The sequence below is a fragment of the Paenibacillus sp. FSL K6-0108 genome (assembly GCF_045040695.1).
Classification (GTDB): domain Bacteria; phylum Bacillota; class Bacilli; order Paenibacillales; family Paenibacillaceae; genus Paenibacillus; species Paenibacillus pabuli_B.
The window spans coordinates 3,033,324-3,050,988 of the sequence record NZ_CP150288.1; the positions used below are offsets into that span (position 1 = coordinate 3,033,324).

Here is a 17,665-nt window from a genome sequence, read left to right on the forward strand (position 1 = left end):
TAGCGTTCCCATATTGTATGGATATGTATAATGAAAAAAGACATTATTTCCGATAAAGATGAAAACGAATAGGTGACATTACGTGGTTTTTACAGCATGACAATGTTGAAAAAGCAAGATGTTTTCACCATTTATTGGAGGCAATTATGTCATTCAAGCTTAAAACTGTTCTCACCATGACCTTCGCTGTGTTATCCCTGCTGGTTACACTCACGATAGGTTATATTCTCAGTCAAAAATCATCCATTGCTGTCGAGACGGAGATTGGTCATTCCCTCATCAGCACGGCTTCTCAGACTTCAGACAAGATGGATCGATTCATGTGGTCGCGCTCAAGCGAATTGGATCTGCTGGACCAAATGATTGCCCTGAGAGACCGTTTTCAGCCTGCCGAAATGCAGCAGCTGCTTGATCAGCTTCAAGATAGCTTTCCCACATTCTCATGGGTTGGATTCATGAATTCGAAAGGAAAAGTACTGGCTTCAACAGACGGCATATTGCGCGGTGAAAATTTATCTGAACGCCCTGTGTATCAAGAGGGAATCAAGGGTAAATTTATTGGAGATGTACATGATGCAGTCCTGCTGGCGAAGCTGCTTCCTAATCCAACTGGCGAACCGTTGCAATTTGTCGATATCAGCTTTCCGGTAAAATACAAGAATGGAGAGATTGCTGGTGTACTTGCCGCACATTTGAGCTGGGCCTGGGCGAAGGAAATGGAGGACAGTGTCCTGAAACCGCTGAAATATGAAGAAAAGGACATCCAGATGTTTATTGTCAGCCAAAAGGAAAATACGGTGCTGCTTGGTCCTAAAGACTGGATTGGTCGTCCTTTGAAGTTATCCGGCATTGAAAGGGCAAGACTGAACAAAAGCAGCTGGTCCATAGAAGAATGGCCGGATGGAAAAGAATATGTAACCGGATTTGCGACTAGCCAGGGCCATCTGGACTATCCCGGTCTTGGGTGGACGGTGGTTATCCGTCAGCTCAAATCAACCGCTTTTTCTTCCGTGACTGACATGCTCTGGTTCAATGTATGGGCAGGACTCTTGGTTACGGTGCTGTTTGCAGTGATTGGCTGGCTGATTTCCCGCCAGATTTCGGCTCCAATTGCACGGCTGACTCAAGTGGCGAATCGACTTGGTGCTGGAGAACAAGTGCAGATTCCCGAAAACCGAGGCTTTCGGGAAATTGAAGTGCTGTCGCGTTCCCTTGAGGATATGCTAACCTCGCTAACGAATAAGGATTCGGAGCTGGTGGTTATGCAGAATCTTGCGCATTATGATCAATTGACAGGGCTCCCCAATCGAACTGCACTGGAATTATATTTGGAGAAATCACTGGAATCGGAAAGTATGGATCACACCTTAACTTTTCTGTACCTTGATTTGGACGGTTTCAAAAGTGTGAATGATACACTCGGTCACCAGACGGGAGACATCCTGCTGCAAAAAGTGGCACAACGTTTAACCAGTCTCAAGCAGGATAAGGGGATCACGGTAAGGCTTGGCGGAGATGAGTTCCTCATTGTACTCCGCTCTACGGGAAGCAATCCAAGAGAAGAAGCTGGTACCTATGCAGAGGATATCATTCGGAGTCTAAATAAGCCGTTTATTATTGAATACGAACGAATTCATATTGGTTGCAGCATTGGAGGCGCTGAGTATCCTGCCAATAGTGACAATCCGAGTGAAATAATTCGCATGGCAGATGAGGCGCTGTATGAATCGAAAAGGGCAGGCAAAAATAGAATGACATTCTATCCTGAATTGAAGAACACAGTTGGTGAATAATATAGTATAAATTAAATTATGAGGTAACTGTACAGCATATATGCTAGGAGCGATGAGATGTCAGGAAAATATACCAATGTACCCTATGGCTATGAACCGCCCCCTGCGGCACGGAAAGGCACGCTGATTTTCTATGATTCCTTTGAGCATGTAACGGATGAGCAGCTTGAACATGCTGCTGCTATTGCGGACACACGTTCCTTTGTTCAACTTGTGCTGTATCCGCTGCATGAGAATACGGTGAAGCGAATGAGCAAGGATGGTGTGCAGCCTTTTTACAAAAGAGAAGACCGCCTACATGACTGGAGAAGGGAACATACATCTTCCCGCGTACGGGTGGAAGGCTGGGAAGGCAAGCGAAAGAAGTATACGCCGATTGAAGCAGCCTTGCGTCATATGGCAGAAGAATATCCTGCTCCTCATTTCCTGTATCTCACAGTGGAAATGGCGAATCAGTTCGCAGCATTTGACTCATTCAAAGATTGGATTAAGGAAGTACGTCTGATTATTGATGGAGAGCCCGTTAAGCTCCATCCGAAGCTGGAGCAAAATACAAAACGCTGGGAATGGGCAGAGTAAACCGATCAATGCGGAATGACGATTAGCAGTAAAAAAGTAGTGCTGTACAACCGGTTCCCCGGTGAGCAGCACTACTTTTTTTGCGTTATTTTGGAAAGCTAAATCGGATCAAGGGATGTTACCGTTTTATTTTTACCTGTTCGTTTGGCTGCATACAGATATGCATCCACTTCCTCAAACAGTTTGTCCTTGTTCAGATGGCTGCTGTAGCTTTTGAGGCCGACACTCACCGTGATATAAGCCCCTTCGAGCTCCAGATGAACAAGTCGGGCGATCTTCTTACGGATCTGCTCCACCAAGGCATATGCCTGCTCGATAGGTTGCTCAAACATTAACAGTGCAAATTCTTCTCCACCATAACGCGCGGCGATATCGCTTGATGTGATGTTCTCCTGAATGACCAAAGAAACTCTCTCCAAAATGGCGTCTCCCACCCGATGCCCATATGTATCATTAATAGACTTGAAGTTGTCAATATCAATCAGAGCCAGGTGTAGACTCATGCCATTTTTGGCATACTCAAACGCTTTCTCATAGTAGTCCTTAAAGGAGCTTTGATTATACAGATTGGTTAACCCGTCTGTCTTGGACTGCTTGCTCATAATTGCGTTTCGCACAATCAGATCCTGCTTGGCGAGCATACTGGCTTGAAGATCATCCAGTACCTCGACGCCGCTCGTAACAATCAGTTGTGCAACATATGTACCTATAATGAGAAAAGCCGGAATGGAAACCATGTCAAAGGAAGACAAGTACAGCCTATAAGCTGGGTCGCAGAGTACGAGAAGATAGCCAATCATTTGCATCAGGCATACCGTCCATACCCTTTTCTTGCTGAAGAACAGAACCGAGGCGAAGATCGGCAGCAGACAAATGGCTAGGATGATACGAATGTCGTAATTGACATAAATGATGGTCCAAGCAATCACCGTGCTGGCCATGGACATGGAATAGAAGGAAAATGAAATAAAACGATTTTCTACCCAACTGGCGATTAGAATAGCTAAGGTGCTGGCTAATGTAGGCCAAAATAAAACATGAATTATGAAATCTTCCGGAGTACGGTCATAATCCAGAAACAGAAAGCAGCCTATTTGAATGACAACATGCGTTAAAACGACGACCCAGTAAGCGCGAAGCATTTTTTTAATCCATTTGGAATGCTTGAATTCGTACTCAGTTGGGATATGGTTGCTGTGTGAATGGGGACTTTTCAATATATCACCGCTGACTGCATCATAATGATACGACAGACGCCGCTCTCGTATAATCTGATTATAAAACACATTGTGCAAAACGCAAATCATTTAATTTGTTATATGAAAACAAAGCTTACATAAGGGCAAAGTGCATAAAGTTCTTTTATGGGACAAACAAAAATCCGAATAAGGCTCATAGACTGTGTTTGAAGGCTCCAATCCATATGACTGCAATTATGATGATGGGGAGGTGAGATCCATTCCTCTTGTCGTTCGTTCAACCGTTAATGCTACGGGAGCAATTACATTTACAGGAAATACGCTTGGATTGAGTCGTTCTGATACGGCAGGGGTACCCGGAACACAGGACAGTATTGGGGCATTCACAACAACCAATACGGCCTTGACTTATGGGACATATCCAGCAGGTACGACAAGTTTGTATCAAAGTAACAGCTCAGCTGCCATATTGGTTCTTCCTGCGGGTAGTACGGTTCTATACGCAGAATTGATCTGGGGCGGAAGTTATATTAATGGGACCGTGAATCTGAGCTCGGCCATTAACAATCCAGTTACGTTTATTACGCCTGCAGGGACTTCCAGCGTTACGCCTGACCCGGCGACCTACAATCAATTTGATTTGGGAAACGGTGCTTCAGGTTATGTACGTTCTGCTAATGTGACGTCGCTTGTCCAAAGTGGAGGAGCCGGTACATATATCACTGGAGCAGTTGTTGGGACGATTGTCATTACAAATGATGCCACGGCCAATCATGCAGGCTGGACGCTTGGAGTCATTTATCAGAATCCCAGCCTGCCCTTTCGCAACATGTCCTTGCGTGCAGGTGGAGTACTCGTCCAGGCAACCTCGGCGCCAGTTGTTACCACACTGACTGGATTTGCTACTCCTCTTTCAGGTGCATTGGGAGGAAGGGCATTGTTCAGTGCGCAGGAGGGGGACGCGAATCGGACTGGAGACCAGGCGTTGTTTGGACCAACGTCGGCGACTTCGGTTGCTTTATCGGGGCCCAACAACCTGGCTGCCAACTTTTTTGCATCCCAAATTAACGGAGATACGGGAGCGCTTAATACAACCGGAACGTTCGGAACACGGAACCAGATCAATGGAGCACCGGGCACCAACATTTCCGGCGGACGTCAAGGCTGGGATATAACCAATGTGGACGTGTCTGCCAGACTGATTAATAATCAGTCTTCAGCCGTGTTGACGTTAACTACATCAGGCGATGCCTATATTGTAAACGGCAATGCCATTCAGGTTGATATCAACGCACCAAGAATTACGGTATCGAAAGGATCAACCGCCACCGGTGCCGTAGCAGGGGATAGCATTTTATACACGGTTACGGTTGCCAACGCGGGTACTGCCAGTGCTGCCAGTGTGGTATTATCCGATTCATTGCCTGCAGGGCTTACTTTCATTCCGGGCAGCGTTACGGTTGCGGGGGTTTCCCGTTCAACACTGGATATAACAGCTGGCATTCCGCTGGGTTCATTAAACCTGTCCACGAGTATTGTTGTGACCTACCGGGCGCTCATCGCACAGGATGCAAGCATTTTGCAACTGGTGAATACGGCCAATGCAGCTTTTACTTTTCAAAGTGTGGCCGACGGTCCGACCATCTCAGGAGTAATTCCCTCCAACAGCTCCACACTTCCTGTATATTCACCAAACCTGTCCGTTGTGAAATCGGCGAGTACAGCCAATGCAACGGTGGGTGACACGGTAACGTATACGCTTCAGGTAAACAACCGTGGGAATATCGCTGCGGTTGTTACATTGACAGATAACATCCCAAGTGGGAGCTCCTATGTAGCAGGCAGCTTCCGCCTGAATGGTAATGTTATTGCAGGTGCAAATCCGGCTACCGGTGTGAATCTGGGCAGTCTTGCTGCAGGCAGCGCGAATACCGTCACCTTTCAAGTGCTCGTCACAAGCTTGCCTACACCGCCAACCCTGGTGGATCAGGCAACCACTTCCTATTCGTTCAACTCACCTGACGGACGGACCATCACCGGTACAACAACATCGAATACGGTGACAATTCCGGTGACATTACCGAATGTAACTGCGGTAAAATCGGCCTCGGTTAGCGATGTGGCTGTGGGGGAGACATTTACCTACACCGTGGTGACCGCGAATGGTGGCATTGAGCCGATTAACAACGTGATTCTCACAGATGCTGTGCCCGCTGGGTCTGCATTTGTTCCCGGAAGTGTAACTGTAGGAGGAACTGCTGTAGCAGCAGCGAATCCGGGTAGTGGAATATCCATTGGGACCCTTGCTGCAGGAAGTTCTGCGACAGTGACTTTCCAGGTTAGTGTTCAATCCTTACCTTCATCGGGTTCACTTGCGAATCGGGCTTCCGTTTCCTATAGTTCAGGTGCATTTACGGGCATTTCCAACTCCAATTCCATTACAACTCCCGTATACCAGCCGATTATTGCCATTAACAAGTCGGCAAGTCAAACAAGTGCTACCCTGGGAGATCAGCTTGCTTATACACTGGTCGTTAGCAGCAGCGGTAATTTGGGAGCACAGGTTACGGTGACTGATACCATTCCTGCTGGTCTCACATTTGTGCCTAACTCGGTAACGGTAAATAGTACAGCCCGTCCGGGTGTAAGTCCATTAACCGGAATTGCGCTGGGCAGTCTTCAGCCAGGAACCACGACCACCATCGTATTTCGAGCTACGCTTAATACTCTCCCATCTCCGCCAACGCTGGAGAACCAGGGGACAGCAACCTATACGTACCTGCTTCCAAGCGGACGAAGTCTGTCAGGCAGCAGCCAATCCAACGTCGTTCGTATTGCAGCATCAGCACCTAACGTCTCGATCAGCAAAACCGTAAATACTCCCGATGCCACTGTAGGAGATGTACTTACCTATAGGGTTATTGCAACGAACACGGGGGTAAGCGCAGTTCAAAATCTCGTTGTTTCTGATACGCCGTCCGGATCGGAATTCGTCCCGGGCAGCGTAACAATTAATGGAACTACCGCTGGAAGTGCAAGCCCAATTGCAGGAATTGTTGTGGGAACCCTGAATAGCTCCAGCAGCGTAACCGTGACTTATCAAGCAAGGGTGACCTCCGTTCCGGCTTCGGGTTCGGTTACCAATCGGGCGAGTGCAGCATTTACGTCAGGCAGTTTTAATGGCGTTTCTTCATCAATTACCGTTAGTACACCCATATTCCAGCCTGTCATACAAGTGGTGAAATCAGCAAGTACAACCAATCTGATGGTAGGCGATACCTTTAATTACAGCATACAGATTAGCAACACAGGTAATATCGCATCCACGGTTACCTTGACAGATCCCATTCCTGCTGGAGCTGTATTCAGCACAAACAGCGTCATTATCAATGGTGTACCTACTCCTGGAGTAAACCCGGCAACCGGGATTAATCTGGGTTCGATTGCGGCTGGCTCAAGCGCAACGGTAACCTTTGTTGCAACGGTTACAAGTTTGCCTAGTTCTAGGCAGTTGACTAATCAGGCGGTTGGATCATATTCCTACACTCTTCCGAGTGGACGAACGATTGCCGGCTTTTCTTCATCGAATACGATCACAATTCCCGTTTCTCTGCCGAATGTATCCATTGTAGACAGCAGCAATGTTGCATCTGGCGTAGTGGGGGATGTCATACGATACACATCTGTTATAAGGAACAACGGAACAGTAGCAGTTAACAATGTGATCTATGTTAATCCTCTTCCTTCGAATACCCCATTTGTACCCGGAAGCGTCATTGTGAACGGGGTTTCATCCTCGCTCTCCAATCCGACCGCCGGCATTCCACTCGGTACCCTGGCTCCAGGAGCTGAGGTTACCGTAACTTTTGAGGTGACGATTACCATGCCGATCCCTTCACAGATTAACAATCAGTCGACGGTCAGCTTCACATCCGGTTCATTTTCGGGGTCCTCATCATCCAACACAACACAGACTCCGGTCATTCAACCGCAGATTTCACTCGTCAAAACGGCTAATACAATCAATGCAACTGTAGGTGATACAGTTGTATACACAGTGACCGTTAGCAACACAGGCAATTTGCAGGCAAATGTTACGGTATCGGATACCATTCCCGCTGCAACGACGTTTGTAGCCAACAGTGTAGTGGTATCTGGTATACCGCAGCCTGGAGCAGCGCCAGGAACCGGTATTCCGGTAGGCGTCGTAGCAGCGGGAGCGACAGCAGTGGTCACGTTCGCCGTCGTCGTGAATTCCCTTCCATCTCCTCAGCAGCTCAGTAACTTTGCTACCTCAACCTTTACTTTTACTCCTCCAGACGGACGAACCTTAACAGGAAACGCGACATCAAATACGTTAACGTTTCCGGTGTCATCTCCAAACGTTGCTGTTGTTAAAAGTACACCATCGACAGCGGCTGCCGTTGGTGATACCGTTACTTACTCCATACTGATCACGAACAGCGGGATTGCCCCCGTAAACAATATTCAGTTTTCGGATCCGATTCCTTCCGGAGCCACCTTTGTAACAGGCAGTGTTACGGTAAATGGGGTGGCACAACCCGGAGCCAATCCCGCAGGGGGAATATCGCTTGGTACGCTAGCTCCTGGAGCGTCTGCTACTGTTACCTTTAGTATCCGTGTCAATGCAATTCCTTCAAGTGGTCAATTAAGCAATCAATCCACAGTAAGTTTCACCTCGGGAGCATTCTCAAGCACAACATTCTCTAATACGGTGGTCACGCCTGTACTCCAACCCATTCTTACTGCACAAAAGAGGGCAAGTACACAAAATGCGACCGTTGGAGATACGGTCAGCTACACGATTACCGTCTCTAATCAGGGGAACTTCGGGGCTCAAATTAACCTGACGGATAATATCCCTGCGGGTACCATTCTTGTTCCAAACAGTGTCATTGTGAATGGTCAGCCACTGCCTGCTGCAAATCCAGCCACAGGTATTCCCGCTGGAACGGTAGCTGCCGGAGCAACAACAACCATTACCTTTTCAGTCATCATTGACACCTTGCCATCTCCGCAGCAGCTGGTGAATCAGGCCTCAGTCGCTCTTTCCTTTACACTACCCGATGGCCGGACCATTACAGGTTCTGTTCTGTCCAATGTAATTACCATTCCCGTCTCAGCTCCGGATGTACTTGTAGTGAAATCGACGACATCCACGGCAGTTTCTGTTGGGGATATTGTAACGTATAGCGTCGCAGTAACAAACAGCGGTATTGAGACGGTCAACAATGTGGTCTTTACGGATGCAGTGCCGGCAAGTACCGTTCTAACTGCAAACGGCGTGTTTGTAGATGGCGCTCTTCGCCCAGGTGCTAACCCTTCCACAGGTATTACGATTGGTTCCATTGCACCAGGAGTTACCGTTACCGTCGTATTTAGTGTACGGGTTACAGCGCTCCCGGCCAGTGCTGCTCTGAACAATCAGTCCACAGTTAGCTTTACATCAGGTACGTTCTCAGCCACCACGTTCTCCAATACAGTTACAACGCCGGTATATCAACCAATTCTCACTGCGGTCAAGTCAGGAAGTCAAGCTGTAGCCACAGTAGGAGACACCATTGTGTATAGCATTGCCATCTCCAATGCAGGGAACTATGGGACTTCTGTCACGCTGACAGATACCATTCCTGCAGGAACTGAACTCGTTCCCAATAGCGTTATTATAAATGGCGCCTCTGCGCCGGGTGCCAATCCCGCTTCGGGTATTCCGCTAGGTGTTATTTCCACAACAACCATCGTCTTGTTCTCGGTCGTCATCGTTACGCTTCCTTTGAGTCAGTCAATAACAAATCAGGCTTCAGCGACCTTTACGTATACACTCCCAGATGGAAGAACACTGGGAGGCAGTCTAACCTCGAATGCACTCAATATACAAGTATCTGCTCCGGATGTACGCGTAGTGAAAACGACAACGGCTGCTGATGCTGTTGTGGGCGATACCATTGTGTATGAGATGGTTGTGACCAATGACGGAATTGAGCAGGTTAACAACGTGGTGTTAACCGATCCGATTGATCCGGCGGTTACTTTTGTTGCCGGTAGTGTGCTGGTGGATGGCGTTCCACGTGCCTCTGCAAACCCTGCTTTGGGGATCGCGCTTGGAACGTTGGCACCTGGAGCATCTGTAGCCGTATCCTATGCAGTCAGGGTCAATTCACTACCTACGCCACCGCAGGTGAGCAGTCAATCATCCGTAAGTTTTACATCAGGTACTTTTTCGGGAGCAACCTATTCCAATACAGTGGTTACGCCGATCTATCAGCCGATTATTGCCGTAACCAAAACCGCAAATACGTCCAATGCGACCGTGGGTGACACCATTGTTTATTCTTTTTCCATTAATAATAGTGGAAACCTTGCTGCTAATCTGACGTTGACCGATAACATTCCGGACGGGGCTGTGCTTGTTCCAAATAGCGTTTTGATCGATGGTGTTCCACGCCAGGTGCCAATCCGGAAGCAGGCATCGTTGTGGGTACCATAACGCCAGGGGGAACGGTTAATGTAACAGTTACCCTTGAAGTTACTGTGGATACGCTGCCGCAGAATCAGCGGTTGACCAACCAAGCTGTGGCCAATTATACATTTAGCCCACCGGATGGCCGTCAGTTGACGGATACTGTATCTTCCAACGTTCTGGTGATTCCTGTTTCTGCACCGAACGTGACTGTCGTTAAAAGCACAAGTGCCATTGATGCTGTTGTAGGAGATGTGATCACTTATACGGTTACGGTCACTAACAGTGGCATCGAAGTGGTCAATAACGTGGTCATGGTAGACCCTGTACCAACAGGCACCGTATTTGTACCGGGAAGTGTGACGGTGGATGGTGTGGCAAGGCCTACCGGAAATCCGAATACAGGAATAACGCTCGGTTCAATTGCTGCCGGTGCTTCAGTTACTGTTACATTCCGAGTAGAGGTTGTGGTGATATGAGCCAATCTTCCGGTCCGTTGTCCCACACGCTAAAGAATCAGTCACTGGTTCGATTCAGCTCGGGTGCGACTGAACTGGAACAGGTGGCCTATTCCAATACGGTAGTAACACCATGGATCGGCCCCCGGCTGGAAGTTCACAAATTATGCAACGTTGATGAGGCTGCACTGGGGCAGACGCTGACCTACCTGATCGAAATTATGAATTCCGGTAATTGTCCTGCGATGGTTCGTGTGCTGGATTATCTGTCACCGGAAACTTCACTTCTTGCCAACAGTGTGCTCCGGGATGGAACTCCTCTACCGGGAGTATCACCGGAGAGAGGTATTCCGGCACAGGAAGTCGCACCCGGAATGACGTTGCGAATTCATTTCCAGGTGATCATCGTCGGGATCCCACTGGCCCTGAAATTGGTGAATCAAGCGATGGTGCGGTATGAGTTTGTGACGCCAGAAGGACGAACGGTTGAGGGAGAAGAGAAATCCAACGTGGTAGAAGTAAACCTGGTCTCGTCGAGTCTGTCGTTGGTTTTGAACGCAGACCGTGTACAGACCTTTGTCGGGGATATCGTTACTTATAACCTCTTGGTGAGTAATCCGGGATTTGTGATAGGAAACGATGCTATGGTAACAATTCCAGTGCCCAATAATATTGAATTTCTGCCAGGAAGTGTCGTAATGAATGAGATTTTTGTTCCTGAGGCGACGCCTGATTCCGGAATTATGGTAGGCGAGGTTTTGCCTGGAAAATCGATACCAATTCAATTTCGAGTACAGGTCACGGGAGGAAGTAGCACAGCAGAAAGTCTCTCCACTCAGGCATTGTTAGAGTACACTTCAGGTGACCAATTGGAGACCGTATACTCAAACGTAGTAACTTTGCAAGTTATTCAGCCCCGGATTTCGATTGCAAAAAGTGCAGATCCGTCCGTTGCTACTCTTGGAGATATCGTTCAGTATCAGATAACGGTACGCAATGAAGGTTCATTTGCAGTGGATGCAGTCGTGACGGATTTTCTTCCGCCGGGCATGCAATATGTCGAGGGAAGTCTTGTGTGGAATGGTGTGAAACGGCGTGAAACAAGTCTAGTCAAAGGTATCAATCTTGGAACGCTGACTGCACGATCTACGGTAAATATCCAATTCGAAGTGAACCTTGCAGAGCAGGAGAAGCATGTTCCTGCCGTCTTTGAGCTGATGAATCAGGCTCGCCTGCTTTATACATTTCGCTTACCGGATTCTCGTTCCGTGCAGCGAATGATTTCTTCCAATCCGGCTGTCATTCAGTTGAAGTTCCCCATCATTTCGGTCCATGTGGAAGTGAAACCTGATCTGATCGAAAGAGGAGGGATTGTAACTTTTCATGTACGTGTGACCAACACAGGGTCCTGGCCAGCAAGGGTGCAGTTGGCTGATGTTCTGCCTCCAGGAGCCAAATGGATTGGAGAGGCGGAAGTGCGGGAACGAGCGATCATTTCAGAGTACTCTTCACCAAGGCATTTACATTTGGGAGAATTAGTGCCTAGTGCAGTTAGAGAGATTACCTACGTTGCGCAAATATCCTCATCAGAACAACTAGGAGCCCAGAAGGGTTCCATGATTGCGATGTACACCTATGAATGGAACGGTCAGAAACATTCAGGACAGTCCACTTCGAATATATATACCATTATTGTTGAAGATAGCGATGAGTAATGGGAGAAAACTACCTTTTATCTGTAAATGTAAGGAGGTTTTTGCTTCATTTTGGAGTCATGACATTACACGAACGTAAATGAATGGTATACTAATTAAATATGACCTCGGCAAACAACCCGTGGATTCGGGACGTCGGATTAGCTATAGAGGAGGCCGCTGCATTGGCAAAAGCAAAAGTTGCAAAAAGACCTACCCGGGATGAGTTTGAACTGGAAGAATTGGGGAACCAATTGGTTGAAGCTTTTCATGAACGTTCGGAAGTGTTACTAACCGTGTGGGGCAAGGAAGATCAGGTTCATGGGGTGATTGTGAAGTTGGACTCACGTACCAGACTTGTGCATGTGGAGTATACCGAGGAAGAATTCACAGCCAAAGTGCCGTTCCTGGATATTATGCGCGTTGATTCTCCACGTTACTGAAGGGAAATTATAAATAGGTCTTGAAATAGGGCATCCGCCCTGTCAAATCGTTTCTCCCTGCATAAGATAACCCATACCTGTTGCAGAGGAGGTACGGTCAATGAGCGAAGTATTAGGTGGAGAAACAAGAGGCTACGGATACGGAGGTTTTACTTCTGTAGGTGCCATTCTGGTTCTGTTCATCCTGTTGGTTATCATCTCCAAAGCGTTCTTGGTATAATACGTTATTCCCCAATGAATGAAGGAAGCTCTGCCATCCCGGCAGAGCTTTTTTTGTGATTTTTCCTGTTGTTTGCCAAACTGAGAAGGACGATTTCTGCAGGATAGAACACGGCCCATCTGGCAGAGAGACGATGTAAATATTGCGGGAAGAGATGAGATCAGTCATTGGCGAATTTTGTAGAAATTTCGATGTAAGTCATGCGGACGTTATGATAAAATAAAACCATCCCTAGAGAAAGAATGAGGTGTTTCCCCAATGAGTAAAGAGTTAACAGAAGCTTTGAACGAACAGATGAACTTCGAATTTTATTCGGCTCACGTATATCAAGCGATGGCTGCATACTGTTCCGGTGAAAGCCTGGACGGATTTGCCAATTTCTTCATCGTTCAGGCAGAGGAAGAGCGGTTCCATGCAATGAAAATATACAAATTTCTGAATGACCGCGGACAACGCGCAACCCTTGCTGCATTGCCAGAGCCGAAGAATGAATATTCCTCGATGCTGGATGTGTTTGAACATGGATATGCACACGAGCAGCAAAATACGAAGAAGTTCTACAATCTGGCAGACATTGCCCTGAATGAGCGTGAACATGCCACGATGTATTTCCTGAAATGGTTCATCGATGAGCAAGTCGAAGAGGAAGCTTTGTTTGATAATATCATCCAGAAGCTGCGCCGCATCGAAAAAGACAGCAATGCCTTCTACATGCTGGACGCCGAATTTGGTAAACGTTCGTTCACAGCTCCTGCGGAATAAGAGGGGACTAAGCAAAGCAATCGGAATTGATCTGATCGACAAGAAAATTGATCTACATATCAAAAGTCTGCTTTTGGGCAGGCTTTTTTTTATATCATTTTAAGACTTCTCGCTGGCTACACATAAATTCCAGAAAGGAATCTATCAGAAACCACAATTTGGGTTAATAGAATATATGTCAACATTGATCTATCCCGGACGGATGTTCTATTTCGAGCAAATCTATCAAATTCGTTTTATTTTTTTGGGTAATCTGACAAAAGTGTAACTCGAACGTAGCATTTGAAGCGAGAATGGGACGCACTCTTTTTGATAGTATTAGGATTATCGCCAAGGGCTGCAATGAGAGAAACATAGACACCCGGGGAAATACAAGACATAAGGGAGACTTTTATTATGCTACATATTCGTAAAACGTTCATCACCGCACTTGCTATTCTATTGATCATTCCATTGTTATTGCCGCATTCAGCATTAGCTGCATCATCCGCATCCAAGAATGCTGGAAATAAAGCGAGTTCCAAAATCATCTATCTAACTTTTGATGATGGCCCGACCGCTCACACGGGACAATTATTGGATATTCTGGACCAGTACAATGCCAAAGCAACGTTCTTCATGCTTGGACCTCAGATGGAGAAGTTTCAGAAGGCCACCAAGCGTATTGTTGCAGACGGACATGGACTAGGCTTGCACGGTGTAACACATGTTCCCGGCAAATTTTATAAATCCGCATACAGCGGCTTGAAAGAAATGCAGCAGGCGAATGCAAGTTTGAATAAAGTGGCAGGTGTCAAAACCAGTCTTGTCCGTACACCGTACGGCAGCAAACCTTATCTCAAGCCGGCATATCGCAATGTTCTACTGGGTCAGGGTGGATTCCATTTGTGGGATTGGAATGTCGACTCCGAAGATTGGAAATACAAGAAGGATCATCAGAAAGTCTACAACAGCATGATGAAGCAGATCCATAATGTGCAGAAAAGCGGAACTACCCCTGTGGTCCTGATGCATGACCAGGAAGCGACATTGAAAGTACTTCCGCAAGTGTTAAAAACACTGAAAGCAGAAGGATACCAGTTTGAAGTGCTCACAAAGAAAGTGCAGCCGGTGAATTTCTGGAATGACAAACGTTAAAATTCTGACTAGATAACATAAATAAGTTAAACTCAATAACAGCTTCAAGGAGGACAACAACATGAGAAAACCCAAATTATGGATGACCATTCCTGTGACAACAGCAGTACTGCTTGCTCTTGCGGGGTGTGGTGGTCAGAATACCAATTCATCCTCAGCGGACAACACGTCCCCTGCGGTTGGTGAACAAGCACAGTCAGGCAGCGGAGGAGCGGATTTCTCCAAAGGAACCAATGATGACGGAACAGATACAACGGGGACGGAAGGTTCTGCAGAAGATGGAACAGCGGCTTCTTCGGAAACGGGTAGCAGCAATAACGCTCAAGACCAGCAAAGTACGAACGATGTCATTAAGGACATACGCAGCCAGCTGAAGATGAAAAGCGCGTCGTTACCTACTTCATTTTCCTTGGAAAAGGGTAAACATCTGACTGCATCGATCATATCGAATACTTCAGATGACTTCCAAATTAATTTCTATTCAACGGATAAAACTGTTGCGGTTAACGATCCTTCATTGACAGCCTCTGGCAGCAAGGTGCCTGTTCTGGCATCCTATGGAGTGAAGACTTATAAAGACCCGAAGAGTACGGATATTTTTCCTGAGACAGACTTGAAAAACATTCCTAAGGATATGACAGTGGATCTGGGACATGGTATCAAGGGAATGGCTGAAGGAGCGGCCGGCAGCCAGTATCTGACTTGGACAGAAGGTAGATGGACCCTTCAGATTCGATCCGTTTCCGAGGATAACATGAATAATCCTGGGATTGCGAAGAGAATGGTGGAATACCTGGAGTCTCATACACTGCCTGCACCGAAGGATAAAGGATTCGTGGACGTGGAATACCCAAGTGGTGGCAAAAGCGTCAATGTAACGATCTCCTGGCAAGATGGCAAGCAGATTCATCAGCTTCAGACAGAGCAGGTTCCACTGGAAGCTTTAGGTATGGTGGTTTCAGTAAAATAGCCTTTCAAAAAAAGGCTTTAAAGGAAATAGGCTGGCCCGGAGCGAATGCTCCAGACCAGCCTATTTCTGTATAAACAAGGTATCGCCCCAATCGACGTACCTTGCTTATTTTGGTTTCAATGGGTTAAGGCGGTACTTTCATTTGAACCATCCTTTTTCCTTTGAACGGGTAATGGCTTCAATGCGGTTACTCGCATTTAATTTGTTAAGGATAATCGAAATGTAATTTCGCACCGTACCGGTTGTAATAAATAGATGTCCGGCAATTTCTTTTGTATTTTTACCATCTGCCATCAGACCGAGAACGGCATGTTCACGCTCGGTTAGCGGGTTCTCCTGTACATAAGCCTCGTCCACCAAATCGGGTGCAAAAATACGTCTTCCATTCATGACCTGACGGATCGCTTCAGCCAATTCCTCGATGGGGCTATCCTTTAACAGATAACCTCGTACACCGCCCTTCAAAGCTCGTTCGAAGTATCCGGTCCGGGCAAAGGTAGTTAAAATAATGACTTTACAGTTCATGCCTTTAAGTTCCTCAGCGGCCTCCAGGCCACTTTTGACTGGCATTTCAATGTCCATCAGACAGATGTCCGGTGTAAGCTCCCTGACGAGATCGAGAGCTTCCTGTCCATTGCTTGCGCGTCCCACGACTTCCATATCCTCTTCCAGATTGAGTAGAGAGGACAACGCCCCCAGCATCATGCGCTGATCTTCGGCAATGATGATCCTGATCATTGTTCAACCTCCTTTATTGGTTTGCGAACCAGCTTGGGAACATGGATGACAATACCTGTACCTTCCAGGTCTGCTCCAGAGCGAATATCCAGACAACCATTTACAAATTCAAGTCGTTCTTTCATCCCCAATATTCCCGTACCGCGCCGTTCTTGCTTGCGGGTACGTTCTATTCCGACTCCGTTATCCTGAATCGTTAATACATTATCGGCAATTGTCTGCTCGATACGGATAGTGCATACCTCTGCCTGACTATGTTTGATCACATTCGTGACGGCTTCTTTCAGACACATGCCGAGTACATTTTCATTTAGCTGTGACGTATCCTGCAGCTTCGGATTGCCTTCCAGTACAAATTCAATCGAAGCTGCCTTCAGAATCTGTTCGGCACGGAACAGTTCATCCACTAGTTGTGTGCCACGCATGGTCGTTACCATTTCACGGACTTCCTTCAGTGCCGTGCTCGCCGTCTGTCTTAAATCGTTTAATTCGATCTCGGCCTGATCGGGATTCATGCGGAGCAGGCGCTTCGCCAGATCGGTTTTCAGACCGATCAGAGAGAGTTTCTGTCCAAGCGTATCATGCAGATCTCGAGCGATACGCTGCCGTTCTTCCATTTTCACAAGATCATCCAGCCGCTTGTTCGCACTCTCCAGTTGACCTTCCAGCTGTTCACGCTTGTTTTTGTTATACGTGCTAATCGGGAGCAGGATCGATGCCATAAGAGTAATGAATACAAACGGGAACTGACTGAGCAGCAGGGTGCTCTGTTTAATGAAACTATAATTAATGGTTAAAAAACTGGCTGCCAGGTTCACCGAATAAAGGGTGAAGAAACCGGCCTTATTTTTAATATTCCCAATAAAAAAAGCAAGAAACAATGAGAAATAGGCATAATCATAAGCGATGGTCATCGTAATCGATATGGCGATCAAGAGTCCAATCCACATATAGACTTGCCAGCCCTTTGTGATGAAGGCAAGCAGATAACAAACAAAGAAGAACAGAATGATGAAAATACCCGCAACCATGGGCCACAATTTGGAATATTGTGAAATATAATAGAAGGGCAGGATGAAAAAGACGAGCCATACATACGGATTCAAACCTGTATTTTTATAAAAGAGCTGCATCCACTTTTGAATGAAAATTCTCCTCCTCGGACTTGCATTGTACTCAAACTTAGCCTGA

General features: G+C 46.9%; 13 protein-coding genes. 10 read left to right on the forward strand and 3 right to left on the reverse strand.

All coding sequences use genetic code 11. The annotated features are described in order from the left end of the window. The first annotated feature begins 146 nt into the window (after positions 1–146). Together MHB49_RS14105 and MHB49_RS14110 are read left to right on the forward strand one after the other, a co-directional pair. Complete coding sequence (locus tag MHB49_RS14105; RefSeq protein ID WP_405156539.1) at positions 147–1,793, forward strand: diguanylate cyclase domain-containing protein; 1,647 nt, start codon at positions 147–149, stop codon at positions 1,791–1,793. 57 nt (positions 1,794–1,850) lie between these two features. Next, positions 1,851–2,372 (forward strand): hypothetical protein, encoded by a 522-nt coding sequence (locus MHB49_RS14110; protein WP_405156540.1) that lies wholly within the window; start codon positions 1,851–1,853, stop codon positions 2,370–2,372. A gap of 98 nt (positions 2,373–2,470) precedes the next feature. On the opposite strand, the gene MHB49_RS14115 is transcribed toward MHB49_RS14110, so the two are convergent. Continuing rightward, positions 2,471–3,679 carry a GGDEF domain-containing protein gene (locus tag MHB49_RS14115; RefSeq protein ID WP_405156541.1) on the reverse strand — a complete coding sequence of 403 codons (1,209 nt, stop codon included), beginning with the start codon at positions 3,677–3,679 and terminating at the stop codon, positions 2,471–2,473. Between the two features lie 142 nt (positions 3,680–3,821). On the opposite strand from MHB49_RS14115, the gene MHB49_RS14120 reads away from it, so the two are divergent. The 8 genes from MHB49_RS14120 to MHB49_RS14155 all read left to right on the forward strand — a co-directional run bounded on the left by MHB49_RS14120 (position 3,822) and on the right by MHB49_RS14155 (position 15,736). After that, the gene (locus MHB49_RS14120) at positions 3,822–10,079 is read left to right on the forward strand and encodes a hypothetical protein (RefSeq protein ID WP_405156542.1); all 6,258 of its coding nucleotides are present in this window, start codon (positions 3,822–3,824) and stop codon (positions 10,077–10,079) included. Continuing rightward, a complete protein-coding gene (locus MHB49_RS14125; RefSeq protein WP_405156543.1) occupies positions 10,067–10,531 on the forward strand; it encodes a hypothetical protein in 465 nt (154 codons plus the stop codon). Before MHB49_RS14120 ends, MHB49_RS14125 begins: the two co-directional genes overlap by 13 nt. After that, complete coding sequence (locus tag MHB49_RS14130; protein WP_405156544.1) at positions 10,528–12,225, forward strand: hypothetical protein; 1,698 nt, start codon at positions 10,528–10,530, stop codon at positions 12,223–12,225. Before MHB49_RS14125 ends, MHB49_RS14130 begins: the two co-directional genes overlap by 4 nt. Positions 12,226–12,389: 164 nt before the next feature. Continuing rightward, positions 12,390–12,647 (forward strand): YolD-like family protein, encoded by a 258-nt coding sequence (locus MHB49_RS14135; protein WP_247902466.1) that lies wholly within the window; start codon positions 12,390–12,392, stop codon positions 12,645–12,647. A 100-nt stretch (positions 12,648–12,747) separates the two neighbouring features. Then, positions 12,748–12,867 carry a hypothetical protein gene (locus tag MHB49_RS14140; protein ID WP_017688846.1) on the forward strand — a complete coding sequence of 40 codons (120 nt, stop codon included), beginning with the start codon at positions 12,748–12,750 and terminating at the stop codon, positions 12,865–12,867. A 258-nt stretch (positions 12,868–13,125) separates the two neighbouring features. Then, positions 13,126–13,629 (forward strand): ferritin, encoded by a 504-nt coding sequence (locus MHB49_RS14145; protein WP_076291009.1) that lies wholly within the window; start codon positions 13,126–13,128, stop codon positions 13,627–13,629. Between the two features lie 396 nt (positions 13,630–14,025). Next, entirely contained in the window at positions 14,026–14,766 is a 741-nt protein-coding gene (locus MHB49_RS14150) for a polysaccharide deacetylase family protein (RefSeq protein ID WP_405156545.1), read from the forward strand. Between the two features lie 61 nt (positions 14,767–14,827). Next, positions 14,828–15,736 (forward strand): hypothetical protein, encoded by a 909-nt coding sequence (locus tag MHB49_RS14155; protein WP_405156546.1) that lies wholly within the window; start codon positions 14,828–14,830, stop codon positions 15,734–15,736. Positions 15,737–15,874: 138 nt separating this feature from the next. On the opposite strand, the gene MHB49_RS14160 is transcribed toward MHB49_RS14155, so the two are convergent. Continuing rightward, entirely contained in the window at positions 15,875–16,474 is a 600-nt protein-coding gene (locus tag MHB49_RS14160; RefSeq protein WP_247902469.1) for a response regulator transcription factor, read from the reverse strand. Next, positions 16,471–17,619 carry a sensor histidine kinase gene (locus tag MHB49_RS14165; protein WP_405157133.1) on the reverse strand — a complete coding sequence of 383 codons (1,149 nt, stop codon included), beginning with the start codon at positions 17,617–17,619 and terminating at the stop codon, positions 16,471–16,473. Before MHB49_RS14165 ends, MHB49_RS14160 begins: the two co-directional genes overlap by 4 nt. Between the last annotated feature and the right edge of the window lie 46 nt (positions 17,620–17,665).